At 67.4% G+C, this 23492-nt stretch carries 19 protein-coding genes; 14 read left to right on the forward strand and 5 right to left on the reverse strand.

All coding sequences use genetic code 11. The annotated features are described in order from the left end of the window. Window positions 1–5 precede the first annotated feature (5 nt). The 12 genes from truA to U5760_RS14175 all read left to right on the forward strand — a co-directional run bounded on the left by truA (window position 6) and on the right by U5760_RS14175 (window position 12762). Window positions 6–812 (forward strand): tRNA pseudouridine(38-40) synthase TruA, encoded by an 807-nt coding sequence (gene truA, locus U5760_RS14120; protein WP_322012540.1) that lies wholly within the window; start codon window positions 6–8, stop codon window positions 810–812. Window positions 813–859: 47 nt separating this feature from the next. Further along, entirely contained in the window at window positions 860–1540 is a 681-nt protein-coding gene (locus U5760_RS14125) for a phosphoribosylanthranilate isomerase (protein ID WP_322012542.1), read from the forward strand. A gap of 76 nt (window positions 1541–1616) precedes the next feature. Beyond that, complete coding sequence (gene trpB / locus U5760_RS14130) at window positions 1617–2810, forward strand: tryptophan synthase subunit beta (RefSeq protein ID WP_322012544.1); 1194 nt, start codon at window positions 1617–1619, stop codon at window positions 2808–2810. A 21-nt stretch (window positions 2811–2831) separates the two neighbouring features. Further along, the gene (locus U5760_RS14135; RefSeq protein WP_322012545.1) at window positions 2832–3761 is read left to right on the forward strand and encodes a site-specific DNA-methyltransferase; all 930 of its coding nucleotides are present in this window, start codon (window positions 2832–2834) and stop codon (window positions 3759–3761) included. A gap of 69 nt (window positions 3762–3830) precedes the next feature. Further along, on the forward strand, window positions 3831–4646 hold the full coding sequence (gene trpA, locus U5760_RS14140) for a tryptophan synthase subunit alpha (RefSeq protein WP_322012546.1): 816 nt from the start codon (window positions 3831–3833) through the stop codon (window positions 4644–4646). A gap of 125 nt (window positions 4647–4771) precedes the next feature. Then, the gene (accD, locus tag U5760_RS14145; protein WP_322012547.1) at window positions 4772–5644 is read left to right on the forward strand and encodes an acetyl-CoA carboxylase, carboxyltransferase subunit beta; all 873 of its coding nucleotides are present in this window, start codon (window positions 4772–4774) and stop codon (window positions 5642–5644) included. Window positions 5645–5855: 211 nt separating this feature from the next. After that, a complete protein-coding gene (folC, locus tag U5760_RS14150; protein ID WP_322012548.1) occupies window positions 5856–7166 on the forward strand; it encodes a bifunctional tetrahydrofolate synthase/dihydrofolate synthase in 1311 nt (436 codons plus the stop codon). A gap of 80 nt (window positions 7167–7246) precedes the next feature. After that, window positions 7247–8134, forward strand: a complete 888-nt coding sequence (locus U5760_RS14155; RefSeq protein ID WP_322012550.1) for an SPOR domain-containing protein — start codon at window positions 7247–7249, stop codon at window positions 8132–8134. A 7-nt stretch (window positions 8135–8141) separates the two neighbouring features. Beyond that, window positions 8142–8636: a CvpA family protein gene (locus U5760_RS14160; RefSeq protein ID WP_322012552.1), complete on the forward strand. Its 495-nt coding sequence runs from the start codon at window positions 8142–8144 to the stop codon at window positions 8634–8636. Between the two features lie 127 nt (window positions 8637–8763). After that, on the forward strand, window positions 8764–10311 hold the full coding sequence (gene purF, locus U5760_RS14165) for an amidophosphoribosyltransferase (protein WP_322012554.1): 1548 nt from the start codon (window positions 8764–8766) through the stop codon (window positions 10309–10311). 306 nt (window positions 10312–10617) lie between these two features. Further along, the gene (locus U5760_RS14170; protein ID WP_322012825.1) at window positions 10618–11814 is read left to right on the forward strand and encodes an O-succinylhomoserine sulfhydrylase; all 1197 of its coding nucleotides are present in this window, start codon (window positions 10618–10620) and stop codon (window positions 11812–11814) included. Between the two features lie 90 nt (window positions 11815–11904). Beyond that, complete coding sequence (locus tag U5760_RS14175; RefSeq protein WP_322012556.1) at window positions 11905–12762, forward strand: MOSC domain-containing protein; 858 nt, start codon at window positions 11905–11907, stop codon at window positions 12760–12762. Between the two features lie 21 nt (window positions 12763–12783). Here the strand turns inward: U5760_RS14175 and U5760_RS14180 are convergent, their stop codons facing one another. Together U5760_RS14180 and U5760_RS14185 are read right to left on the reverse strand one after the other, a co-directional pair. Next, window positions 12784–13584 carry an AraC family transcriptional regulator gene (locus tag U5760_RS14180; protein WP_322012557.1) on the reverse strand — a complete coding sequence of 267 codons (801 nt, stop codon included), beginning with the start codon at window positions 13582–13584 and terminating at the stop codon, window positions 12784–12786. 38 nt (window positions 13585–13622) lie between these two features. Then, the gene (locus U5760_RS14185) at window positions 13623–13964 is read right to left on the reverse strand and encodes an FKBP-type peptidyl-prolyl cis-trans isomerase (RefSeq protein WP_028223844.1); all 342 of its coding nucleotides are present in this window, start codon (window positions 13962–13964) and stop codon (window positions 13623–13625) included. A gap of 244 nt (window positions 13965–14208) precedes the next feature. Between U5760_RS14185 and U5760_RS14190 the strand changes: the two genes are divergently transcribed. Together U5760_RS14190 and U5760_RS14195 are read left to right on the forward strand one after the other, a co-directional pair. Next, window positions 14209–14964, forward strand: coding sequence for a HAMP domain-containing sensor histidine kinase (locus tag U5760_RS14190; RefSeq protein WP_322012559.1), 756 nt, complete (start codon window positions 14209–14211; stop codon window positions 14962–14964). Window positions 14965–15027: 63 nt separating this feature from the next. Continuing rightward, window positions 15028–16422 carry a hemolysin family protein gene (locus U5760_RS14195; RefSeq protein ID WP_322012561.1) on the forward strand — a complete coding sequence of 465 codons (1395 nt, stop codon included), beginning with the start codon at window positions 15028–15030 and terminating at the stop codon, window positions 16420–16422. Between the two features lie 22 nt (window positions 16423–16444). Here the strand turns inward: U5760_RS14195 and treY are convergent, their stop codons facing one another. Genes treY through treZ form a run of 3 tightly spaced genes read right to left on the reverse strand, consistent with a single transcriptional unit; the run spans window position 16445 to window position 23480 of the window. Further along, complete coding sequence (treY, locus tag U5760_RS14200) at window positions 16445–19345, reverse strand: malto-oligosyltrehalose synthase (RefSeq protein ID WP_322012562.1); 2901 nt, start codon at window positions 19343–19345, stop codon at window positions 16445–16447. After that, window positions 19342–21570: a 4-alpha-glucanotransferase gene (malQ, locus tag U5760_RS14205; RefSeq protein WP_322012564.1), complete on the reverse strand. Its 2229-nt coding sequence runs from the start codon at window positions 21568–21570 to the stop codon at window positions 19342–19344. The genes treY and malQ overlap by 4 nt, the downstream gene beginning before the upstream one ends. Continuing rightward, window positions 21567–23480, reverse strand: coding sequence for a malto-oligosyltrehalose trehalohydrolase (treZ, locus tag U5760_RS14210; RefSeq protein WP_322012566.1), 1914 nt, complete (start codon window positions 23478–23480; stop codon window positions 21567–21569). The genes malQ and treZ overlap by 4 nt, the downstream gene beginning before the upstream one ends. Window positions 23481–23492 lie beyond the last annotated feature (12 nt).

Below are 23492 nucleotides of genomic sequence, written 5' to 3' on the forward strand. Positions count from 1 at the left end.
GATCCATGCGTATCGCGCTAGGCATCCAGTACGACGGCGCCGCGTTCTGCGGCTGGCAATCGCAGCCGCATGGCAAGACCGTGCAGGACGCGCTCGAGCGCGCGCTGCGCGAATTCGCGTGCGTGCCGTTGCAGACCGTGGTCGCCGGCCGCACGGACACGGGGGTCCACGGTCTGGGCCAGGTCGTTCATTTCGACACCGATCTCGACCGCACGCCGTTTTCGTGGGTGCGCGGCACGAACGCGTTCTTGCCGTCAACGGTAGCCGTGCAATGGGCCGAGCCGATGCCGGAGACCTTTCACGCGCGCTTTTCGGCCTTCGAACGCACCTATTTCTACGCGCTGTACGTGAATCCGGTGCGCTCGCCCATGCTTACGGGCCGGGCCGGCTGGATCCACACGCCGCTCGACGTGGACGCGATGCGCGAGGCGGCCGCGTGCCTGATCGGCGAGCACGATTTTTCGGCGTTCCGGTCGTCGGAGTGCCAGTCGAAGACGCCGGTCAAACATCTCTATCAGATCAACATCCGGCCGCAGGGCGACTTCATCCACTTCCGGTTCCGCGCCAACGCGTTCCTGCATCACATGGTCCGCAACCTGATGGGTTGCCTCGTGGCGGTGGGGCGCGGGCGTTATCCGGCAGCATGGATGGCCGAAGTGCTGGCGGGCCTCGACCGCACGAAGGCTGCGCCCACCTTCATGCCCGACGGCCTGTATCTCGCCGAGGTAGGCTATCCTGACGAATTCCGGGTACCCGGTCCGCATACGGCCAGCGTCCCCTGGAGCCAGATCTGGTCCGACGGCGCCGGCTGAACCACAGCGAATTCGCCGTAATTTCGAACAAGCCACCCTTATCTGCCATGAACGCAGCCGATCCCATCGCCACCCAGCATCGCACGCGCGTCAAGCTGTGCGGGCTCTCGACGCCTGAGGCGGTCGCCCATGCCATCGACCTGGGCGCCGATGCGATCGGCCTCGTGTTTTATCCGCCCAGCGCGCGCTCGGTGAGCGTGGCGCAGGCGGTCGAGCTTACCCACGACATCCCGCCGTTCGTCTCGGTGGTGGGCCTCTTCGTGAACGCGACGCCGCAATGGATCGGCGAAGTGGCGAGCAACGTCTCGCTCACGCTGTTGCAGTTCCACGGCGACGAAACGCCGGCGCAGTGCGAATCGCTCGCCGCCGTTGCCGGTTTGCCCTGGTTGCGCGCGCTGCGGGTGGCGGCCGATACTCGGCAGGCCGATTTGATAGAATCGGCCAATAGTTATTCATCAGCCAGCGGCCTTCTGTTCGACACGCATGTCGAAGGGTACGGCGGCGGCGGGAAGGTTTTCGATTGGTCACTTATCCCCGCAGGGCTCGCGCGTCGGGCCGTTTTGAGTGGTGGCTTGAACGCGCAAAACGTCGGTGATGCGATCCGCCAGGTGCGTCCGTTCGCTGTCGATGTCTCCAGTGGCATCGAAGCGCCGGGCGCGAAGGGCGTGAAGGATCACGCCCGCATGGCGGCGTTCGTGCGCGCAGTGCGCGAAGCGGACGCGGGATAATCCGGGGTGGAATCCCCCTTGGGCTGGCAGGGCCTCGTGCAATACGAGCGCGCCGCGCCGGCCGAGCGAGTGACTTATGTACAACTTACCCGATGAACGTGGCCATTTCGGCCCATACGGCGGCGTGTTCGCCGCCGAAACCCTCATGCAGGCGATCGACGAACTGCGCGACGCCTACGAAAAATTCAAGGACGATCCCGACTTCGTGGCCGAATATCGGCGCGAGTTGAAGCATTTTGTCGGCCGTCCCTCGCCGATTTATCACGCCCAGCGCTGGAGCGAGATGGTGGGCGGCGCGCAGATCTACCTCAAGCGCGAAGACCTGAACCACACTGGCGCCCACAAGGTGAACAACGTGATCGGCCAGGCGCTGCTCGCGAAGCGCATGGGCAAGCCGCGCGTGATCGCCGAAACGGGCGCGGGCCAGCATGGCGTGGCCACCGCCACGATCGCAGCGCGCTTCGGCATGGAATGCGTGGTGTACATGGGCGCCGAGGACGTGCGCCGCCAGGCCGCGAACGTCTATCGCATGAAATTGCTGGGCGCGACCGTCGTGCCTGTGGAGTCGGGCTCGCGCACGCTCAAGGACGCGCTCAACGAAGCCATGCGCGACTGGGTCACCAACGTCGAAAACACCTTCTACATCATCGGTACCGTGGCGGGCCCGCATCCGTACCCGATGATGGTGCGCGACTTCCAGCGTGTGATCGGCGACGAATGCCGCGTGCAGATGCCCGAAATGACGGGACGCCAGCCCGACGCCGTGATCGCGTGCGTAGGCGGTGGATCGAACGCGATGGGCATCTTTTACCCGTATATCGATGACACTTCGGTGCAGTTGATCGGCGTGGAGCCGGCCGGCGACGGCATGGAAACGGGCCGTCACGCCGCCTCGCTCGCGGCCGGCACGCCGGGCGTGCTGCACGGCAACCGCACCTACCTGCTGCAGGACGAGAACGGCCAGATCATCGAGACGCATTCGATTTCGGCGGGCCTCGACTATCCGGGCGTGGGTCCCGAGCACGCGTGGCTCAAGGACAGCGGCCGCGCGCAATACGTGACGATCGACGACGAGGAAGCGCTGAAGGCTTTCCACGATTGCTGCCGTATCGAAGGCATCATTCCCGCGCTCGAATCGAGCCACGCGCTCGCGTATGCGGCGAAGCTCGCGCCCACCTTGCCCAAGGACAAGATTCTGCTGGTGAATCTGTCGGGCCGGGGCGACAAGGACATGCACACGGTCGCCGAGCGATCGGGCATCCAGTTCTGAGCGCCGGAAGAGACGCAAGCGATGCGTGACGAGTTCGACGAGCCGCCCGTTCCCGCGCCCCTTTCCGGGGCGAGCGCCCTGACCGGTACGGTGGCCGCAGAGACACCCTGCGCGCCGCCGCCGGCCGGTGCGCTGCCGGTCGTGCCGGACACCATCCGGCTCCTGAACCGCGATTTTCTGACCGATGCGGCGAACCTGCCCGATGCCTCGATCGACCTGATCGTCGCCGACCCGCCCTATGGGCTCGGTAAGGACTACGGCAACGACTCCGACATGCGCTCGGGCGAGAATTTCCTCGCCTGGACCTATGAATGGCTCGAGCTGGCGATTCCGAAGCTCAAGCCGAGCGGCTCGCTCTATGTGTTCTGCACCTGGCAGTACGCGCCGGAAATCTTCGTTTTCCTCAAGACGAAGCTCACGATGATCAACGAGATCGTCTGGGACCGGCGCGTGCCGAGCATGGGCGGCACGACGCGCCGTTTCACGTCGGTGCATGACAACATCGGTTTCTTCGCGGTTTCGAAGGATTACTACTTCGATCTCGATCCCGTCCGCATCCCCTACGATGCCGTCACGAAGAAGGCGCGTTCGCGCAAGTTGTTCGAAGGCAGCAAGTGGCTGGAGCTCGGCTACAACCCCAAGGACGTCTGGTCGGTTTCGCGGCTGCATCGCCAGCACGCGGAGCGCGTCGATCATCCCACCCAGAAGCCCCTGGAAATCGTCGAGCGCATGGTGCTCGCGAGCTGCCCGCCGGGCGGCCGCGTGTTGGACCCGTTCATGGGCAGCGGCACCACGGCAGTCGCCTGCGCACGCCAGAAGCGCGAATTCGTCGGCTATGAAATCAACGAAAGTTACTGCGCGATCGCGCGCGAACGCGTAAGCGCCGCATCGGTTGCATCGGCTGTGCCGGCCCCCGCGTCCGCCGTGCAGCCCGCTGCGGCCGGCGCCTGATGCGCCGTCGCTGCCCGCCGCTACCGTCGCGATTTGCAGCAGTCACCCTTTGAAGCAGAGGACCCTGAAATGTCCCGTATCAAGAACACGTTCGATGCGCTCGCCGCAGAGCGCAAAAAAGGCCTCATCCCGTTCATGACCGCCGGAGATCCCGATCCGGCGCGCACCGTCGAATTCATGCACGCGCTCGCCGCCGGCGGCGCGGACGTGATCGAACTGGGCGTGCCGTTCTCGGACCCGATGGCCGACGGCCCCGTGATCCAGCAGTCGTCCGAGCGTGCGCTCGCGAAGGGCGTCACGCTCAAGAGCGTGCTGGCCGACGTGAAGCGCTTTCGCGAAACCGACCAGAAGACGCCCGTGGTGCTGATGGGCTACGCGAACCCCATCGAGCGCATGGGCACGGAAGCATTCGCCGCCGCGGCGAAGGAAGCCGGCGTGGACGGCGTGCTGGTGGTGGACTACCCGCCCGAAGAGTGCGTCAACTTCGCCGAAAAGATGAAATCGTCGGGCATCGATCCGATCTTCCTGCTCGCACCGACTTCGACCGAAGAGCGCATTGCCGAAGTGGGCCGCGTGGCGAGCGGCTACGTCTATTACGTCTCGCTCAAGGGTGTGACGGGCGCCGCGAATCTGGACGTGGCCAGCATCGCGAGTAAAATCCCGGCGATCCGGGCGCACGTGCCGCTGCCGGTCGGCGTGGGCTTCGGCATCCGCGACGCGCAGACGGCCGCTGCCGTCGCCGCCGTGAGCGATGCCGTCGTGATCGGCAGCCGTATCGTGCAGTTGCTCGAGCAGGCGCCGCCGCAGGAGGCGGCAGAGACGCTCAGGCAGTTCGTCGCGGGCATTCGCGTCGCGATCGACGGCATTGCGGCCGGTAATCGTTAAAGGCACGTTAAAAGCGGCGAGGGGCGTTGCCGGACCTGGGGTAAAATCCACTTTTCGCCATGCGCGGTCGGGGTCGGAACCCGGCTCGTCCGCGCCGCGCATCACGAATCAAGGAAGGAAACTCAATGAGCTGGCTCGATAAACTGCTGCCGCCCAAGATCAAGCAAACCGATCCGAAAAGCCGCAAGAGCATTCCGGAAGGTCTGTGGATCAAGTGCCCCTCGTGCGAGGCGGTGCTGTACCGCAACGACGTCGAAGCGAACCTGCACGTTTGCCCGAAGTGCGACCACCACATGCGTATCGGCGCGCGCGAGCGTCTGGACGGTCTGCTCGATCCGGAAGGCCGCTATGAGATCGGCCAGGAAATCGTGCCGGTCGACGCGCTCAAGTTCAAGGACAGCCGCAAGTACCCGGATCGCCTGAAAGAGGCGATGGACGAAACCGGCGAAACCGACGCCATGGTGGTGATGGGCGGCGCGATCCATACGCTGCCGGTGGTGGTGGCGTGCTTCGAGTTCGCGTTCATGGGCGGCTCGATGGGCTCGGTGGTGGGCGAGCGCTTCGCGCGCGGCGCGCAGAACGCGCTGGAGCAGCAAGTGCCGTTCATCTGCTTCACGGCTTCGGGCGGTGCGCGCATGCAGGAAAGCCTGCTGTCGCTCATGCAGATGGCCAAGACCACGGCCATGCTCACGAAGCTTGCCGAGGCAAAACTGCCGTTCATCTCCGTGCTGACCGACCCGACCATGGGCGGCGTGTCGGCCAGCTTCGCGTTCCTCGGCGACGTGGTGATCGCCGAGCCGAAGGCGCTGATCGGCTTCGCCGGCCCGCGCGTGATCGAGCAGACCGTGCGCGAGAAGCTGCCGGAAGGCTTCCAGCGTTCGGAATTCCTGCTGCAAAAGGGTGCGATCGACATGATCGTGGACCGCCGCAAGCTGCGCGAAGAACTCGCGCAACTGATGGCCATCCTGTCGCGCCAGCCCGCCGACGCCGTGGCCTGAGCCTCGTCCGGGAGCCCGGACGCTTGCGGCATCGTGTCGCGGGCTCCGGCAGCCGAGCTTTTCCCCCGCGCGCCGCAAGCGAAAGCAAGCGGCGCGTTGTCATTTCCGGGATAATGCCGTTTTTTCCAGCGGGCCCCGCCGGGTTCGCAACCGCTGCCGTCTCGCGCGGCGGTCGTGAACCCGGCAGGGCCCGCACTGCAAGCGATATCCGATGAGTACCTTTCCCACCCTCGATGCGTGGCTCACGCACCTCGAAACTGCGCATCCGGTCGGCATCGACATGGGGCTCAACCGGATCCGGCAGGTCAAAGAGGCATTGCAGCTCGAGTTCGGCTGCCCGATCTTCACGGTGGGCGGCACGAACGGGAAGGGCTCGACCTGCGCGATTCTCGAAACGATCCTGCTGAAGGCCGGCTATCACGTGGGCTGCCATACCTCGCCGCATCTGCTGTCGTTCAACGAGCGGGCGCGTCTGGACGGCCAGCAGGCGAGCGACGCTGACCTGCTGCCGCACTTCGAGGCCGTGGAGGCCGCGCGCCTCTCGCTGCCGCAGCCTGTTTCGCTCACGTACTTCGAGTTCACGGCGCTCGCGATCATGCATCTGTTCGCCTCGCGCGGGCTCGATGCGGTGATCCTGGAGGTGGGCCTCGGCGGTCGGCTGGATGCCGTGAACGTGCTCGATACCGACTGCGCGATCGTCACGAGCATCGACATCGACCACACCGAATACCTGGGCGACACGCGCGAGAAGATCGCCTTCGAAAAGGCCGGTATCTTCCGCCCGGGCAAGCCCGCCATCTGCGCCGATCCGCTGCCGCCGCAGTCGCTGATCGACCATGCCGAAGCGATCGGCGCCGATCTGTGGCTCTTCGGCCGCGATTTCCGCTATGAAGGCCAGGCCGGCAGCGAGCGCCAGCAATGGAACTACGTGGGCCGTACCCTGCGCCGCTCGGCGCTCGCCTATCCGGCGCTGCGCGGCGCCAACCAGCTGATCAACACCTCGGCGGCGCTCGCCGCGCTCGAGGCGATGCGCGACCGCCTGCCGGTCTCGGCGCAGGACATTCGCCTTGGCCTCGCCAACGTCGAACTGGCGGGCCGCTTCCAGGTGCTGCCGGGCAAGCCCGCGGTGATCCTCGACGTGGGCCACAACCCGCATGCGGCGGCCGTGCTGGGGCAGAATCTGGGCGGCATGGGCTATTTTCCGTACACCTATGCCGTGTTCGGCGCGATGCGCGACAAGGACATCGCAGGCGTGGTCCAGCATTTGAAGGGCGAGATCGATCACTGGTGCGTGACCGACCTGCCCGGACCGCGTGCGGCATCCGCGCAACAGCTCGAAACCGTGCTGCGCGAGGCCGGCGTCGAAGACGGCCCGGACAGCAGCGTGACGGGCTACGAATCGCCCGCAGCGGCATTTCAAGATGCGCTAAAACGCGCATCCGAAAATGATAGAATTGTTGTTTTCGGTAGTTTCCTGACCGTTGCCGGCGTGATGGCCTGGCGAAAGTCGCAGCAGCACTGATCGCACGGCGCTGGTTGGGCAGCTGGGTGCTACCAAGCCACGCAGACATCAGGCCAAAAGCGGGCCAAAAGCAGCCATACATGGGAATTTTCTCGTTCGGCAAGAAAGACGAAGCGGCGCCCCGACGGCGCGGCGCCGAAGCCGGCTCGAGCCGGCGTAGCAGCCAGAGCACGCGCGTGGAGCGGCGCAGCCGCCGGCCGGACCGGTCGGGCGACGCCGAAGCGATGCTGCTCGATCCCACGCTGCCCGAAAAGCAGCGCGCGCGCCGCCGGCTCGTCGGCGCGATCGCTCTCGTGGTGGCGGCTATCGTGATCCTGCCGATGGTGCTCGATTCGCATCCGAAGCCCGTCACCGACGACATCGCGATCGACATTCCCAGTCGCCCGGCCACGGCCGACGAAAAGAACGCGGCCCGCGACGACGCGGACGACACCCAGGCCGGCGTAGCGCCCGACAACCCCGGCGCATCGGGGCTTGCCGCAACCGCTGCCGCAACCTCGGCCCCGTCTGCCGCGCCCGCGAAGAGCGCCGCACCGGCGCAGAGCCAGGCCACCGCCTCCAGCAAGACCTCACAGAACACGCAGACCGCCCAGGCGAGCGCCGCACCCAAGGCCGCAACGGCCCGGCCGGCCGCGCCTTCGGCGAAGACCCCGGTGGCGTCGAACCAGGATACCGATTCGAGCGCCGACAGCAGCGCGGGCGGCAGCGGCTCGCCGGCCGCGCCCCCCGGCGCCCGTTTCGCGGTGCAGCTGGGCTCGTTCGCGAGCGATTCCGCCGCGCGCAACTGGGTGACGAAGTTGAAAGCGGCCGGAGTCCCCGCATATACGGAACAGAGCAAGCAGCCCGACGGCTCGACGCGCACGCTTTTGCGCGCAGGGCCGTTCCCGGATCGCGCGGCCGCCTCGGAGGCGATCGCGAAGGTGCGCGGGGCCGGCTTGATGGCAGGGTCGAACGGAGCAGCGGAATAAGCCGCCGATGTTCACTGCATTCGACTACGCTGTAATGGCGGTAATCGGCTTGTCGGCGCTGCGCGGGGCGTGGCGCGGGTTCATCGGCGAAATCTTCGGATTGATAGGCTGGGTGGCTGCGTTTCTCGTGGCATGCCGCTATGTGGAGCGCGTGGTGCCGTGGATTCCGGCGCACTGGCCCGGCGGCGCCTTGACGCAGTGGCTGATCGCTTTCGCGCTGATCGTGATTGCTGTGGTGCTCGTGGCCGGCGTGGCGAACGCGCTGTTGGGGCGCCTCGTGCAGGTGAGCGGACTGTCCGGCGTGGACCGGTCGCTCGGTTTGATGTTCGGCCTCGTGCGAGGCGTCGTGCTGGTGCTGATTCTCGTCGTCCTCGGCGGACTGACCGAGCTGCCCCAGCAGGACTTCTGGCGCAATGCGCTGCTGCGGCCGTATGCCGAGCAGGGCGTGCACGAACTGAAACCGCTGCTGCCCGAAACGCTCGCGAGCTACGTTCATATCTAGCCCCGGCCGGTTAGGCCGACCGGCGAACGCAGACAAAGCAAAGCGCAAGCAGCCAGCCCGCGCGGCGCAGGCCCGGCTTTGGCCGGGCGCCGCTGCTACCGATTTTCGCTTTTTTGAAGGACCTGCCATGTGCGGCATCGTAGGCGTAGTTTCCCGCTCTCCCGTCAATCAGCTTCTTTATGACGCGCTGCTGCTCCTGCAGCACCGCGGCCAGGACGCGGCCGGCATTGCCACCGCGGACGGCAGCATCTTCCACATGCACAAAGCCAACGGCATGGTGCGCGACGTGTTCCGCACGCGCAACATGCGCAGCCTGCCGGGCACGAGCGGCATCGGCCAGGTGCGCTACCCGACGGCCGGCTCGGCGTCGAGCGAAGAGGAGGCCCAGCCGTTCTACGTGAACGCGCCGTTCGGCCTGATCCTCGCCCACAACGGCAATCTCACGAACTGGCAGCAGCTCAAGGAAGAGATGTTCCGCGTCGATCGCCGGCACGTGAACACCAATTCCGATACGGAAGTGCTGCTCAACGTGCTCGCGCACGAACTGCAGACGGCCAGCTCCGGTCTCGAGCTCGATCCGTCGGCGCTCTTCAAGGCGGTCTCGGGCGTGCACAAGCGCGTGCGCGGCTCGTACGCCATCGTTTCGCTGATCGCCGGCTACGGCCTGCTCGCGTTCCGCGACCCGTTCGGCATTCGCCCGCTGTGCATCGGCAAGCTCGAAACGCCGGAAGGCACGGAGTGGATGCTGGCGTCGGAATCGGTGGCGCTGGAAGGCATCGGCTTCGAATTCGTGCGCGACGTGGCGCCGGGCGAAGCGGTGTTCATCGACTTCGACGGCAACTTCCACTCGCAGCAGTGCGCGGCCACGCCGAGCCTGAACCCCTGCATCTTCGAACTCGTGTACCTCGCGCGTCCGGACTCGGTGCTCGACGGCGTGCCCGTGTACAACGTGCGCCTGCGCATGGGCGACTATCTCGCCGAGAAGGTCAAGCGCGAACTGCCCGACGTGAAGATCGACGTGGTCATGCCGATTCCCGACTCGTCGCGTCCCGCAGCCATGCAGGTTGCGAAGAAACTGGGCGTGGAATATCGCGAGGGTTTCTTCAAGAACCGCTACGTGGGCCGCACCTTCATCATGCCGGGCCAGGCGATGCGCAAGAAGTCGGTGCGCCAGAAGCTCAACGCCATGGGCATCGAGTTCAAGGGCAAGAACGTGCTGATCATCGACGACTCGATCGTGCGCGGCACCACCTCGCACGAAATCGTGCAGATGGCGCGCGACGCGGGCGCGACCAAGGTGATCTTCGCTTCGGCGGCGCCGCCCGTGAAGTACCCGAACGTCTACGGCATCGACATGCCCACGCGCGGCGAACTCGTGGCGCACGGCCGCACGGACGAGGAAGTGGCGCGGATCATCGGTGCGGACCATCTCGTGTATCAGGACGTCGAAGCGCTCAAGCAGGCGGTGCGCGACATCAATCCGGAGCTCAAGCACTTCGAAGCCTCGTGCTTCGACGGCGACTACATCACCGGCGACATCACGAGCGCCTACCTCGACAAGATCGAGACCGCACGTCTCGCGCCGCAGGCGCAGTCGGACCGCGACGCCGCGAGCGAAGCGCTCGAAGGCGGCGCGGCGCGTTCGCAGCTGCATCTGCAACTGTCGGTCGAATAAGCCGCGCCCGGCGGGAAGCGCGGCACGTCCGCGTTTCCCGTGTTAGGATAAGGGCTTGCGTCGATTTGATCTCAGCTTGCGGACGCGGGGCAACCCAAAACAGCTAAAGCGAAAGGCATCGCGAACAGGTAGTCAGGTCGTTCGATATCCGATGCCCCGCTGCTGCCCCGAATACCCGAAGCCCGCTTCTGCCGACGCAAAGCGGGCTTTTTTGCGCCTGATGGTTGCTGTCGTTACTGTGGTTATTGCGGTTGCTGCAGGCCGCACCGGTAGCCGGATGGTCTTCGAATGGGAAACAACACGAACATGGACGACACCTTCAACTTCGACACCCTCGCCGTGCGCTCGGGCACCCTGCGCAGCGAGTTCAACGAGCACTCGGAAGCGCTCTACCTCACGTCGAGCTTCTGCTTTTCGAGCGCCACCGAAGCGGCCGAGCGTTTCAAGAACTCCGAAACCGGCTACACCTACGCGCGTTTCACGAACCCCACCGTGACGATGTTCCAGGACCGGCTGGCCGCGCTCGAAGGCGGCGAGGCGTGCATGGCGACGGCTTCGGGCATGGCCGCGATCATGTCGGTGGTGATGTCGGCTTTGCAGGCGGGCGACCATATCGTGAGCTCGCAGAGCCTCTTCGGCTCCACGCTCGGCATGTTCTCGCAGATCTTCAGCAAGTTCGGCATCACGACCACCTTTGTCGATCCCACCGATCTCGATGCGTGGAAGAACGCCGTGCGCCCCGAAACGAAGATGTTCTTCCTCGAAACGCCGTCGAACCCGCTCACCGAAGTATCGGACATCGAAGCAATCGGCAAGATCGCCAAAGCGGCGGGCGCGCTCTTCGTGGTGGACAACTGCTTCTGCAGCCCGGCGCTGCAGCAGCCGCTCAAGTTGGGCGCCGACGTGGTGATGCACTCGGCCACCAAGTTCCTCGACGGCCAGGGCCGTGTGCTGGGCGGCGCGCTGGTGGGCTCGAAGCAGTTCATCATGGAGAAGGTGTTTCCGTTCGTGCGCAGCGCGGGCCCGACGCTTTCCGCCTTCAATGCGTGGGTGCTGCTCAAGGGCATGGAAACGCTTTCGCTGCGCGTGGAAAAGCAGTCGGACAACGCGCTCGAAATCGCGCGCTGGCTCGAAGCGCACCCGGCCGTGAGCCGCGTGTTCTATCCGGGCCTCGAATCGCATCCGCAGTACGCGCTCGCGAAGCGCCAGCAGAAGGCGGGCGGCGCCATCGTCTCGTTCGAACTCAAGGGCGACACGCCCGAGCAGCAACGCGCGAACGCCTGGCGTGTGATCGACAACACGAAGGTGTGTTCGATCACCGGCAACCTCGGCGATACGCGTACGACGATCACGCATCCGGCTACCACCACGCACGGCCGCATCACGCCGGAAGCGCGCGCGGCGGCGGGCATCACCGAAGGCCTGATTCGCCTTGCTGTCGGCCTCGAGAACGCCCAGGATATCCGCAACGACCTGGCGCGCGGGCTGGACGCGAAGGCCTGATCGCGACAGTCCGTTTCATTCGTACTGCGTCGCAAGTGTTTCGGGCCGCGTAGCGCGGCCCGTTTTCATTCATTGCCGAGGTTCGCCGCCATGCCCATCATTCGTGCGCTGTTCGTTTATCCCGTCAAGTCGTGCGGCGCCATCGCGCTCGGCGAGGCGCAACTCGAAGCCGAGGGCCTGAAGTGGGACCGCCACTGGATGGTGGTGGACGAGATCGGGCGCTTCGTGTCGCAGCGCGAATACGCGGCGATGGCGCGCATCGTGCCGGCGTTCGTCGACGGGGGCATCGAGCTGGCGACGACGAACATGCCGTCCACGTTGAAGCTTTCCTTCGAGCCGGACGGCGACGCGTGCCGCGTGAGCGCGACGGTCTGGAAGGATACGTTCGAAGCGCTCGACGAGGGCGACGACGCGGCGCAATGGTTCTCGCAGGCGCTGGGTGTGCCGGTGCGGCTCGTGCGTTTCGCGCCCGACGTCACGCGCCTGTCCAGCAAGAAGTGGACGAACGACGAGGACGTACCCACGCAGTTCGCCGACGGTTTTCCGCTGCTCGTGACGAGCGAAGCCTCGCTTGCCGAGCTGAACGCGCGTCTTGCGCAAAACGGCGCGACGCCCGTGCCGATGAGCCGGTTCCGTCCGAACATCGTCGTGGACGGCGAGGGCGCCTTCGACGAAGATTTCATCGAGACCATGTCGATCGAAAGCGGCGACGTGGTGCTGCGCTTCGCGAAGCCCTGCGCGCGTTGCCCGATCACGACGATCGACCAGCAGACGGGCGAGCGCGACGCGCAATGGCCCACGGAGCCGCTCGATACGATGACGGGCTTTCGGGCCGATCCGCGCGTGGACGGCGGCCTCACGTTCGGACAGAACGCGGTGGTCGTGGCGGGGCAGGGCAGGCGTGTGGCCGTGGGGGCCGAAGTCGAGTGGGAGTGGCGCTTCGAGTAGTACGACGTATAGATTGCGGCATCATTGCGGCAGTGCGCGCCACTGCCCCGGTGCGAGCCCGAAGCGCCGCGTAAAAGCATGCGTGAACGCGCTTTGATCGCCGAACCCCACCTCCAGCGCCACGTCGATGAGCGAGCGGCGCGGATCGCCGAGCAGCGTAAGCGACGTGTCGAGCCGCAGCCGCTGCAGGTAGCGGTGCGGCGTTTCGCCGAACGCCTCCACAAAGAGCTGATGAAAGCGCCGCATGCCGAAGCCGCAGTGCGCGGCGAGATCGGCCATGCGCAGCGGCTCGGCCAGGTGCGTGCGCAACCAGCGGTCGATGCGCGCGAAGTCGAGGCCCGCGGCTGCGTCGAACGAGGCACCGCCCGCGATGCCCGTTTGCGCGATCACCGCCGCGCACAGGCGAGCCGAAGCGTCCCAATGAAAGCGCCGCGCGCGCACGGCGTCGCCGTCGAGCGACGGGGGTGTCTGCGCCGCTCTCTGGGCGATCTGCCGCACGAGCCCGGTGAGCGCGGGATCGATGGGCACGGCGCGCGCCGCGTCGAAGAGCCGTTCGGGCACGGCGAGCGAGGCGGCCGGCAGGTCGAGCACCAGCTGGCGGTTCTCGCCGATGCCCGCATAGTCGTGCCGCGCGCCGGCCGGGATCAGCCAGGCGGAGCAGCAGTCGATGCGCTCGCCCACGCCGTCCACGGTCATCTCCATCGCACCGTCGAGCCCGAGCACGATCTGGTGAAAATCGTGCAGATCGGTTTCCTCGATCGCGCCATAGCGGCGCAGTTCGACGCCGGGCGCGGTGACGGGGGCGTGGTGATGCGGATTCATGACGGCGGCGGGCGGCAGGCTTGGCGCAGAAGCGCCGCTCAGACCTCGAGCAGTTCCACTTCGAACACGAGCGTGGCGTTCGGCGGAATCACGCCGCCCGCGCCGCGCACGCCGTAGCCGAGTTGCGGCGGGATCGTGAGCTTGCGCACGCCGCCCACTTTCATGCCCTGCACGCCTTCGTCCCAGCCCTTGATGACCATGCCGCCGCCCAGCACGAAGGCGAACGGGTCGTTGCGGTCCTTGCTCGAATCGAACTTCTGGCCGTCCGTCAGCCAGCCGGTGTAATGCACGCTGACGGTCTGGCCGGCCGTGGCTTCGGCGCCGGTGCCTTCGGTCAGGTCCTCGTACTTGAGGCCGGATGCGGTGGTCACGATAGACATGGAAAACTCCTGAATCGGATGGGATGAAACCGGTATTGTAGGCGCTTATTGCGGCGGGACGTGCCATGGGCATAAGACGTGCGCGTTGCCGGCAGGCGCTTTGGCGCGCCTGCCTATAATGAGGGCTCGCCCGGCCCGGGGAGGCCGGGCGCAAGGCTGGGCCTGCCATGCGCGACTGTGCGCGGGCCCGGAGCACGAACCCGCCCGGGTGCGCCCCGCCTGCGGGCGAGAGACGAGGAAACCCATGGCGTCGAATTCCGATTCGCGATCTGAACGCACAGCAAGACTGTGCGCCGAAACCGCGCTGTTCATGCGCGACCACGTGCTCGCGCGCGTGTCGCACGATCTGCGCAGCCCGTTGAACGCGATCCATAGCTGGGCCTACGTGCTCGAGCGCAAGATCGATGCCGTGGATGCGGCGGCGCAGCGCGCGCTCGGCGGCATCCGCACGGGCGTGGATCAGCAGGTCCAGCTGCTCGAATCGCTCGTGGACAAGACGCGTGCGCAAACGCGCAAGCTGGCGATCGACCGGGCGCCGTTCGCGCTCGATACGCTGATCGACGAAACCGTCGATGACGTGCGCATCGCGCTTGCCGATGCCCGGGGCGTCACGCTGGCCGTGCAGGGCACGCCGACGGGCGCGACGCTCGACGGCGACCGCGAACGCATTGCACAGGCGCTCTGGCTGATGCTGACCTTCGCCGTGGAGACGAGCGCGCAGGGCGCGAGCGTGGTGCTGGACGTGAGCGCGGCGGCCAACGCCGCCCAGTTCGACGTGAAGTGGCGCGCGACGCCGGCGGCGCTCACCGACGATGCGCTGGCCCATCTGCTCGAACCGTTCGCGCGGGTGCAGGCGAGCGAGCCGCAGGAGACCGGGCGCCACGCCTGGGTGCTGGCGCTGTGCCAGCGCGTGGCCGAGGCGCACGGCGGGAAATTCGAGCAACTGCCGCTCCTGGACGGCGAAGCGGCCGCGCTCAGTTTGAGTATCCCGGGGGGCTGATCCGACGGCCAGAGGGCGGCCGCGCCTTATACTGATCGCTTCGCCACCCCGGAGCCCTCTGTCTTGATCCAGGTTATCGCCCTCGTCGGCGCGCTGCTGCTGGTTGCCCTCAACGGTTTTTTCGTGGCCGCCGAATTCGGTCTCGTCAAGCTGCGGCAGACGCGCGTGCAAAGCCTCGCGGCGCAGCACGGCCTGCGCGGCAAGCTGCTTGCGAAGGTGCACGGCCAGCTCGATGCGTATCTGTCTGCCTGCCAGCTCGGCATTACGCTCGCGTCGCTCGGCCTCGGCTGGATCGGCGAACCGGCTTTCGCGAAGCTGCTTTCGCCGCTGTTCGAGCTCTTCGGCGTGCAATCGCCCGAGGTGATTCACGCCGTCTCGCTCGTGTTCGCCTTCACGGTGATTTCCTTTCTGCATATCGTGGTGGGCGAGCTCGCGCCGAAGTCGCTTGCGATCCGCGAATCCGAAAAGATTTCGCTGTGGACGGCCGCGCCGCTCTATGGCTTCTACTGGGCCATGTATCCGGCGATCTGGGCGCTCAACCGAAGCGCGAACGCCGTGCTGCGCCTCGCGGGCCTGGCCTCGGAGCATGGCCCGGATTCCCACTATTCGACCGACGAACTGAAGCTCATCCTGCGCAGCCGCCGCGCCGCGGCCCAGGCCGAAGCCGATGCGGCGCATGCCGCGGATGGCGCGAACGGCGCCCGCTTTCCTGCGCTCTCCGCCGCGGCGAACGCCTATAGCGCCGACGAATGGAACACGCTCGCGCATTCGCTCGACTTTTCGCGCATGACCGTCTCGGACCTCATGCGGCCGCTGCACGAAATGGTGGGCCTGCGGCGCGACTTGCCGCTCGCCGAGAACATGCAGATCGTCGCGCGCCATCGTTTCAGCCGCTATCCGCTGTTCGAGGACGCCACGGGCGAGCGCGTGGCGGGGCTCATTCATCTGAAGGATCTGCTGCTGGCCCGCGAGGCGGGCCACGCGCTCGACGATCTCGGCAAGTTCGTGCGTCCGGTGCAGTACGTGAAGCCCGAAGCCCCCGCGCTCGCGCTTTTCAGGCGTTTTCGCAAGGGGGCGCCGCATTTCGCGCTGGTGGGGCGCAAGGGCGCAAGGCCCAACGGCTTTCTCACGCTCGACAATCTGCTGGGCGCGCTGGTGGGCCAGATTCACGACGAATTCCATCAGGCCGATACGGACTGGACACGCATGGACGACGGCACGCTGATGGGCCGCGGGAGCTTGCCCGTGGTGTCGCTGGAGCAGGCGCTCGGCATCGACATCGACGAAGGGCGCGCGGAGTCGGTGGGCGGTCTCGTGATTCACGCGCTCAACGACCTGCCCACCGAGGGGCAGCGCGTGTCGTTCCCGCACTTCGACATCGTCGTGAAGAAGATGAAGGGGCCGCGCATCGTGCTCGTGCGCATCTATCCCAAGGGACTCGTGGACGAAGGCGGTTGAGCGAGCGCCATCGGCGGCGCAGTCATGCCGACGATGGCGCGAGATTCGACAGCACGGCAACGGGTAGCGCCGCGAGCAGGTCGCGCACGGGCAGCAGATTTTCTTCGCTGGCGGTTTGCGTCGTGTCGCTTAGCCAGTCGTGCCATTGAGGTGCCGATAGCCCCTCCGGCAAGACGACCGCGGTGTCGCCCCAGCGCTGCGGCGTAACGAGCGGCACGTCGCCGTCCAGCAAAGCGGCGGCGAGTCGCGTGCCGACGATCACCGCCCAGGAATCGCGATGGCGGCGCGCGAATGCGATGAGATGCGCCGCACCTTCGCCGCGCACTTCGAGCGGCACATAAGCGCCTTCGCGCAGCAATTCCGGAGCGCGTGCGCGCAGGGCAAGGAGGCGCCGCAGCGTGGCGAACTTCACCCGGCCATCGCGCCAGTGCGCGAGTTTCGTGGCGGGCGGTGCGTCGTCGAGGGCCGCTGCGCGCGCGGCGTAATCCACGGGCCGGCGATTGTCCGGATCGACGAGGCTGAAGTCCCAGAGCTCCGTGCCCTGGTAGAGATCGGGCACGCCCGGCGACGTGAGGCGCAGCGTGGTTTGCAGCAGCGCATTGAGCGCCCCGGCGGGCGCGATACGCGCGACGAATCCGGCGAGTTCGCGCAGGAAGCCGTCGCGGCGCTGCGGGGCGAGGATATCGAACAAAAATGCCTGGCAGTCCGATTCATAGGTTTCGTCCGGCGAAAGCCAGTTCGTGCGCCGCTTCGCTTCGCGCAAGGCCTTCAATTGCCACTGGGCGATGCGTTCGGCGAATGCGCGCACGCCGGCCGCGTCGCCGGGGTCGAGGCCGGGTGGCCAGCAGCCCGCGAGCGTCTGGTAGAGCATCGCTTCCGCGGCGGGGCCCGGTGCCCAATCGGTGCTGCCCGCAGCGTCGTTGCGGCGGTGAGGCAGATTCAGCGTGGACCAGGCGCGCAGCGCCGCGCTCCACTCCACGGGCAGCTCGCTCAGCACGGCGAGGCGCGCGCGCACGTCTTCGCCGCGCTTGTGGTCGTGCGTTGCCGTGGCGAGCAGCGCGTAAGGCGCGCAACGTTGGCGCTCAGCGTTGGCGGCATGGAATGCTTCGACGCTGCGGGCGAAGTCGTCCGGGTCCGCGCCCACTTCGTTGCGCGAGAGCAGGCGGCCGTAGCGGTAGAGCGCGGTGTCCTCGTTCGCCTTCGCCGCGAGCGGCGCAGTGAGTTGCGAGAACAGCGCGAGCGCGGTGCGTTGCGCGATGAGCGCATGGCTGAGCGGTGCATTCGGCGGCCCGCCGTTGGCCGTGCTCCTGGCGATGGGGCCCTTGCTCGCTGCATTCTGCGCCGCGTTTTGCGTGCGCTGCGGCTTGACGTTCGTCGCCGCGTCGCCCGTTTGCGCCGCCGTATCGGGCGAGCGCGCGCCGAGCCACGCATCGATCTGATCGAGCACGGCGCGATTCGCGCGCGGCAGCGCAGCGCGCGCCGCATCGAGCGCCACATCGAAATAGCGGTTGTCGATCGGTCCGCGCAAGCCGTTCGCGGGATAGATGCGATAGACGGGACAGTGCATGGCGAGCTGCGCGACTACGCGATGCACGCTCGCATAGGTGTAATCGCGCGTGGTGATTTGCTCGCGCGCGATGCGGTGCAGGGCGCGTGCCGCGTGGTCCAGTTCGGCGGCCAGATACGCGGCGAGTATCTCGCGGCGCGCCTCGAGCGCCACGCGCGCAAACGAAGCCTCCGAGCCGCTGATCGACGCCCACGTTTCCCCCAGCGGCGCCGCGCCCGCCGGGTCGTGCAGCAACGCGCCCACGTCGTTCATGAAGTCGTAGCCCGTGGTGCCTTGTACGGGCCAGTCGGCGCGCAACGCTTCGCCGCGCGCGAGAATCTTTTCCACCACGATATACGGCAGCGTCGCGCGCAGCGGCACTAATCGCTGGCGCAGGCGCTCGCAGTATTCGCGCGGATCGGCAAGCCCGTCGATATGATCGATGCGCAGTCCGTCGATCACGCCGTCCGCGTAGAGACGGAATACGAGTTTGTGCACGGCTTCGAACACGTCGTGGCGTTCCACGCGCACGCCGGCCAGCGCGCTGATGTCGAAAAAGCGCCGCCAGTTCACCTCGTCGGTTGCGGTGCGCCACCAGGCGAGCCGGTAATGCTGGCGTTCGAGCAGGCGGTGCAGGCGGTCGCGCGGCACCGGGTCCGCGCCCGCATAGCCTTCCAGCAGGGAATCGATGGCGTCCGTGCCGTTGCGCTCGACGAAGGCGCGCAGCGCGTCGCGCGCGGCCGCCGCGCGAGGCTGGTCGTCGGGCTGGGTGGTGAGGCCCTGGAAGGGGGCCGCGAGCGCGTCGAGATCGGCGCGGTTCGCCGACTGCAGGAGCGCCGCATAGTCGGTCGGGCAGACCGGGCACACATGCGGGCCATAGGCAATGATGAAGCGCCCGTCGCGCGCGTCGAATTTCAGTTCGATGCGGCCCGCTGCCAGTTCCTCGCCATACTGCGCGCCGAGAAAAGGCATCAGCACCTTGCCGCGCAGCGCGGGATCGGGCGAATGCCAGTCCACGTCGAAGTGGCGCGCGAAGGCGCTATGCCGTCCCCATTCGAGGATGTCGAGCCACCATGCGTTGTGCGAGCCGCCCACGCCCATGTGATTGGGCACGATGTCGACGATGAGGCCCATGCCGCGCTCGTGCACCTTGGCGGCGAGGCGCCGCAATCCCGCCTCGCCGCCCAGCTCCGCGCTCACGGTGCCGTAATCGACGGTGTCGTAGCCGTGCATCGAGCCGGGCTGCGCCGTTGTGATGGGCGAGGTGTAGAGATGGCTCACGCCGAGCGCTGCGAAGTAGTCGAGTTGCGCGAGCGCGTCGTCGAACGTGAAGTCGTGATTGAGCTGCAGCCGCAGCGTCGCGCGCGGGTAGGTCATGGCGTCGGGCCGGTGGGCGGCGCGGCGGGCGTGCCGCAGGCGGTGGGATCGGCCGGAGGTACCGCTGCGGCTGCCGCTGCCGTGGCTGCTTCGCGCGCGCGGACCACCGTTTCCACGCGTGCCGCGAACGCAGGGTTCGCGTAGAGCAGATCGACGGGGAGCGGCAGGCGCTGGCGCCAGTTCGGGTGTTCGTCGATCGAGCCCGGCAGGTTGGGTTGTTCCGCGAGCCCGAGCAGGTCTTCGAGCGGACAGGTCGCGAGCGGGCTCGCGGTGGCGGCCACGTAGCCGAGCGCGCCTTCGACCGGCGCGCGCTCCGGCGGCGGCGGTCCTTCATCGTGCGGGGCGAAGCCTGCTTGCTGGAGCGCGTGCCAGAGCGCGTGGCGGTCGGCGTCGCGTTCCGCGTGGGCCAGCGCGACCGGATCGCGGCCGTCCGCGCGCGGCAGCGTCTGGCCGATGCGGTTGCGCCAGTCGATATCGAGTCCGCGCCACCAGCCGGCCACCGTCGGCAGATCGTGCGTGGTGGTGGTGGCGACACCGTTCGTGTCCCAGCGCGGCGGCGCGAGAAACGCGTTGCCGTCGCGTTCGAACCAGAGCACGCGGATGCCGTAGAGCGCATGCGAGGCGAGCCGCTCGCGCAGGCCGGGCGGCACGGTGCCGAGGTCTTCGCCGATCACGATGGCGCGATGCCGCCACGATTCGAGCGCGATGAGCCGCACGAGATCCTCGAACGGATAGCGCAGATACGCGCCGTGTTTCGCGCTTTCGCCTTCGGGCACGAGCCACAGGCGCCGCAGGCCGAGAATATGGTCGATGCGCACCCCGCCCGCGTGGACGAACGCGGCGCGCAGCATGTCGATGAAGGCGCGAAAGCCGTTGTTGTGCATCGCGCGCGGCGAGAACGTGGTGAGTCCCCAGCTCTGGCCGGCCTGGTTGAAGATATCGGGCGGCGCGCCGACCGAAACGCGCTGGAGCATATCCTGCGGCAGCGACCACGCGTGACTGCCCGCGCCGTCGCAGCCCACCGCGAGATCGGCGACGAGGCCGATCGCCATGCCCGCCTCGCGCGCGTCCTGCTGCGCGCGCCCGAGTCCTTCTGCGGCGAGCCATTGCAGAAAGCGGTGGAAATCGACTTCGCGGCGGTTCGCGGCCGCGAACGCGGCCACCTCGGGGCTGCGCGGATCGCGCAGGCCGGCCGGCCAGTCGCGCCAATGCGCCGCTCCGCCGGGACTGGCCAGCATCGAAGCCTGGAGGGCTTCGAAACGCGCGTGATCTTCGAGCGATTCGCCGCCGCGCGCGCAGAAGGCTTCGAAGGCAGCGGCGCGCGGCGAGTCGCTCGCGCGTTCTTCTTTCTCGAAGCGTTCGAAGAGCGCGCGCAAGACCTGGAGCTTGAGCGGCACGGCGCGTTTCCAGTCGATTTGCGGCAACGCTTCGAGCTCCTGCAAGGCGGCTTCCGCGTGAACCGCGGCACAAGCTTCGTGTGCCGCCTGCGCGCCGAACAGTGCAGCCGGGTCGATGTGCGTGACGTTCAGCCAGAGCCGCGAGGAAGGGGCATAGGGGCTGAAATGGCCGGCCTGTGCGCTGAACATCGCATGCGTGGGGCTCACGGCCAGCGCCTGTGCGCCGTGCCGCGCGCTGTGCACCGCGAGCGTGGCGAGCGCCGTATAGTCGCCGATGCCGCCGTCGCCCTTGCGCCGCAGCCCGTAGAGTTGCGCGGCGACGCCCCAGAGCGCGGGAACCTGTCCGGCTGCGCCATGACGCGCGCGCCAGGCGTCGGCGATCGTAGGGCAGTGCGGGGGCGCCACGGCGAGCGTGAGGTGATGGTCGTTCACGAACAGCGTGTGATAACCGGGCTCGCTGAGCGGCGCGAGCAGCGCGGTCTCTCCCCGCGGCGACGTGAAGCGGCCCTCGATGCGCTCGCCGCTCTCCAGTTCGATGCGGTAGTGGCTGCCCGAGCGCACGGCCGAAGCCGGCAGTGCAATCGCGCTCTCGTATTCGGCCGTGACGAGCGGCGGCAGGCGCCGCGCCGATTGCTCCGCGTTGAGGAGCGCCGCGCTCTGGCGCAACTGCGTCGCGCTCGCGCACGGCAGTCCCGCGCATTCGAGCAGCGCCTCGAGCGTGCTGTCGGGCACGCGCTGCATGACGCCATGCGCGTCGGCCCATTCGACCTCGAAGCCGGCACGCGTGGCGAGTCCTGCGAGTGTTTCCGTCCGGCGCGCCGTATTCATACGGGCTCCTCACGATGGACGATGCGGGCGTCGTGATGGCTCGCGTACTCCGGCACGTCGCCGGTCAGCCACGCCAGCGTAGCGTAGGCGGGCAGCACGCCGTTGGCGACGCAATCGCGCGCGCGCGGCGGCGTTTCGAACACCACCATGCCGTCCGGCTCGTGGTCGAACGGCACGCCTTCGTGGCCGAGATTCAGCGCGATCGCGAGCACCGCGCCGTCGGCGAGGCGCCAGCGCGCGACCAGCGCCGCGAGGTCGTTGCCCGCGTCGTCGGCGAGCACGGTGGCGCCGAGCGCGCGCGCGTGCTTCAGGCGCGGCATCAGCAGATGGGCGCGCACCGCAAGCGCCGACTTGTAGAAGTGCATCCATTCGAGGCGCTCGGCGTCGAGGCGCGTATCGAGCGCCGGCGACGAATTCACGAAGGTCTGCCGATCGTTCGGATCGGGAATCTGCTCGCGCCGCGCGGGATCGGCGAACGCGCCGAACGCTGCGAACTCGCGGCGGCGCCCTTCGCGCACCGCGTCGGCGAGCGTGCCCGTGTAGGCGGTGAAGTACTGGAACGGCTGAACGGAGCCGTATTCTTCGTCCATGAACAGCATGGGAATCTGCGGCGTGAGCAGGTAGAGCGCCGTGGCCGCGCGCAGCGCGTCGTCGTCGCGGCACAGGGCTCGCAGCCGTTCGCCGAAGGCGCGGTTGCCGATCTGGTCGTGGTTCTGCAGGAACACCACGAAGGCCGTGGGCGGCAGATGCGCGCTCGGCTCGCCGCGCGGCTGCCCTTCGTGAACCGGCGAGGGGTCGCCCTGATAGGCGAAGCCTTCGGCCAGTACGCGCGCGAGCTGGCGGATGGGATGCTGCGAGAACGCGCGATAGTAGCCCTCGCTTTCGCCGGTCAGAAGCACATGCAGCGTGTGATGCGCGTCGTCGTTCCATTGCGCGTCGAAATGGCATTCGAGCAGATTCGCCGCGTTGTGCTCGTTCTCCAGCACGAGATGCACGTGGCGGCCGCTCTCCACGCGCGCGTGCACCTGGTCGGCCAGTTCGCGCAGCCAGGGCACGTTGCCGATGGCATGGGCGGCGTCGATGCGCAGCCCGTCGAAGCGATATTCCGTGAGCCAGTAGAGCGCGTTGTCGCAGAAGAAGTCGCGTACCTCGAAACGGTCGAAGTCGAGTGCGTCGCCCCACGGCGTTTTCACATCCGCGCGGAAAAACGGCTTCGCGTACTGGCCGAGCCAGTTGCCGTCCGGGCCGAAATGGTTGTACACGACGTCGATGAAGACCTGCAGGCCGAGACCATGCGCGGTATCGACGAGCGCTTTCAGTTCGTTGGGGCTGCCGTAGGCTGCGTGCGGCGCGTAGGGGAGTACGCCGTCGTAGCCCCAGCCGCGCTCGCCCACGTAATCGTTCAGCGGCATCAGTTCGACGGCCGTTACGCCCAGTTCCGCGAGCGCCGGGAGCCGTTCGGTCACGCCCCGATACCCCCCCAGCGCGCCGACGTGCAGTTCGTAGAGCACCGTGTCTTCCCAGGGGCGGCCCAGCCATTGCGCGTGCTGCCAGGCGTAGGCGCGCGGATCGAGCACTTCGCTCGGCCCGTGCACGCCTTCGGGCTGGAAGCGCGAGGCGGGGTCGGGCACGGCCTCGCCGCCCTCGATGCGATAGCGATAGCGCGTGCCGGGCCCGCAGGGCGCTTCGGCCTCGAACCAGCCATTGCCGGTGGGGGTCATGTCGAGGGGCGCCGGCAGCGGTGTGTCGCCGGGCATGCGTTCGAACACCACCTGGGCCGTGCGCGACGAAGGCGCCCAGAAGCGAAAACGCGTGCGCGGCTGCGCGCGCGATGCGCCGGTGAGCTGCGCGCCGAACGGCAGGCAATGCATGTAGTGGCGCGCGTGAGGATGGGTTGAAGTCGCAGACATGACGAATTCCTG

The sequence above is a fragment of the Paraburkholderia sp. J12 genome (assembly GCF_905220215.1).
Taxonomy (GTDB): domain Bacteria; phylum Pseudomonadota; class Gammaproteobacteria; order Burkholderiales; family Burkholderiaceae; genus Paraburkholderia.

What these genes read in the sequence shown, in the direction of transcription:
- truA (WP_322012540.1), top strand. Translation starts at nt 6, where the DNA reads ATGCGTATCGCGCTAGGCATCCAGTACGACGGCGCCGCGTTCTGCGGC.
- U5760_RS14125 (WP_322012542.1), top strand. Translation starts at nt 860, where the DNA reads ATGAACGCAGCCGATCCCATCGCCACCCAGCATCGCACGCGCGTCAAG.
- trpB (WP_322012544.1), top strand. Translation starts at nt 1,617, where the DNA reads ATGTACAACTTACCCGATGAACGTGGCCATTTCGGCCCATACGGCGGC.
- U5760_RS14135 (WP_322012545.1), top strand. Translation starts at nt 2,832, where the DNA reads ATGCGTGACGAGTTCGACGAGCCGCCCGTTCCCGCGCCCCTTTCCGGG.
- trpA (WP_322012546.1), top strand. Translation starts at nt 3,831, where the DNA reads ATGTCCCGTATCAAGAACACGTTCGATGCGCTCGCCGCAGAGCGCAAA.
- accD (WP_322012547.1), top strand. Translation starts at nt 4,772, where the DNA reads ATGAGCTGGCTCGATAAACTGCTGCCGCCCAAGATCAAGCAAACCGAT.
- folC (WP_322012548.1), top strand. Translation starts at nt 5,856, where the DNA reads ATGAGTACCTTTCCCACCCTCGATGCGTGGCTCACGCACCTCGAAACT.
- U5760_RS14155 (WP_322012550.1), top strand. Translation starts at nt 7,247, where the DNA reads ATGGGAATTTTCTCGTTCGGCAAGAAAGACGAAGCGGCGCCCCGACGG.
- U5760_RS14160 (WP_322012552.1), top strand. Translation starts at nt 8,142, where the DNA reads ATGTTCACTGCATTCGACTACGCTGTAATGGCGGTAATCGGCTTGTCG.
- purF (WP_322012554.1), top strand. Translation starts at nt 8,764, where the DNA reads ATGTGCGGCATCGTAGGCGTAGTTTCCCGCTCTCCCGTCAATCAGCTT.
- U5760_RS14170 (WP_322012825.1), top strand. Translation starts at nt 10,618, where the DNA reads ATGGACGACACCTTCAACTTCGACACCCTCGCCGTGCGCTCGGGCACC.
- U5760_RS14175 (WP_322012556.1), top strand. Translation starts at nt 11,905, where the DNA reads ATGCCCATCATTCGTGCGCTGTTCGTTTATCCCGTCAAGTCGTGCGGC.
- U5760_RS14180 (WP_322012557.1), bottom strand. Translation starts at nt 13,584, where the DNA reads ATGAATCCGCATCACCACGCCCCCGTCACCGCGCCCGGCGTCGAACTG.
- U5760_RS14185 (WP_028223844.1), bottom strand. Translation starts at nt 13,964, where the DNA reads ATGTCTATCGTGACCACCGCATCCGGCCTCAAGTACGAGGACCTGACC.
- U5760_RS14190 (WP_322012559.1), top strand. Translation starts at nt 14,209, where the DNA reads ATGGCGTCGAATTCCGATTCGCGATCTGAACGCACAGCAAGACTGTGC.
- treY (WP_322012562.1), bottom strand. Translation starts at nt 19,345, where the DNA reads ATGACCTACCCGCGCGCGACGCTGCGGCTGCAGCTCAATCACGACTTC.
- malQ (WP_322012564.1), bottom strand. Translation starts at nt 21,570, where the DNA reads ATGAATACGGCGCGCCGGACGGAAACACTCGCAGGACTCGCCACGCGT.
- treZ (WP_322012566.1), bottom strand. Translation starts at nt 23,480, where the DNA reads ATGTCTGCGACTTCAACCCATCCTCACGCGCGCCACTACATGCATTGC.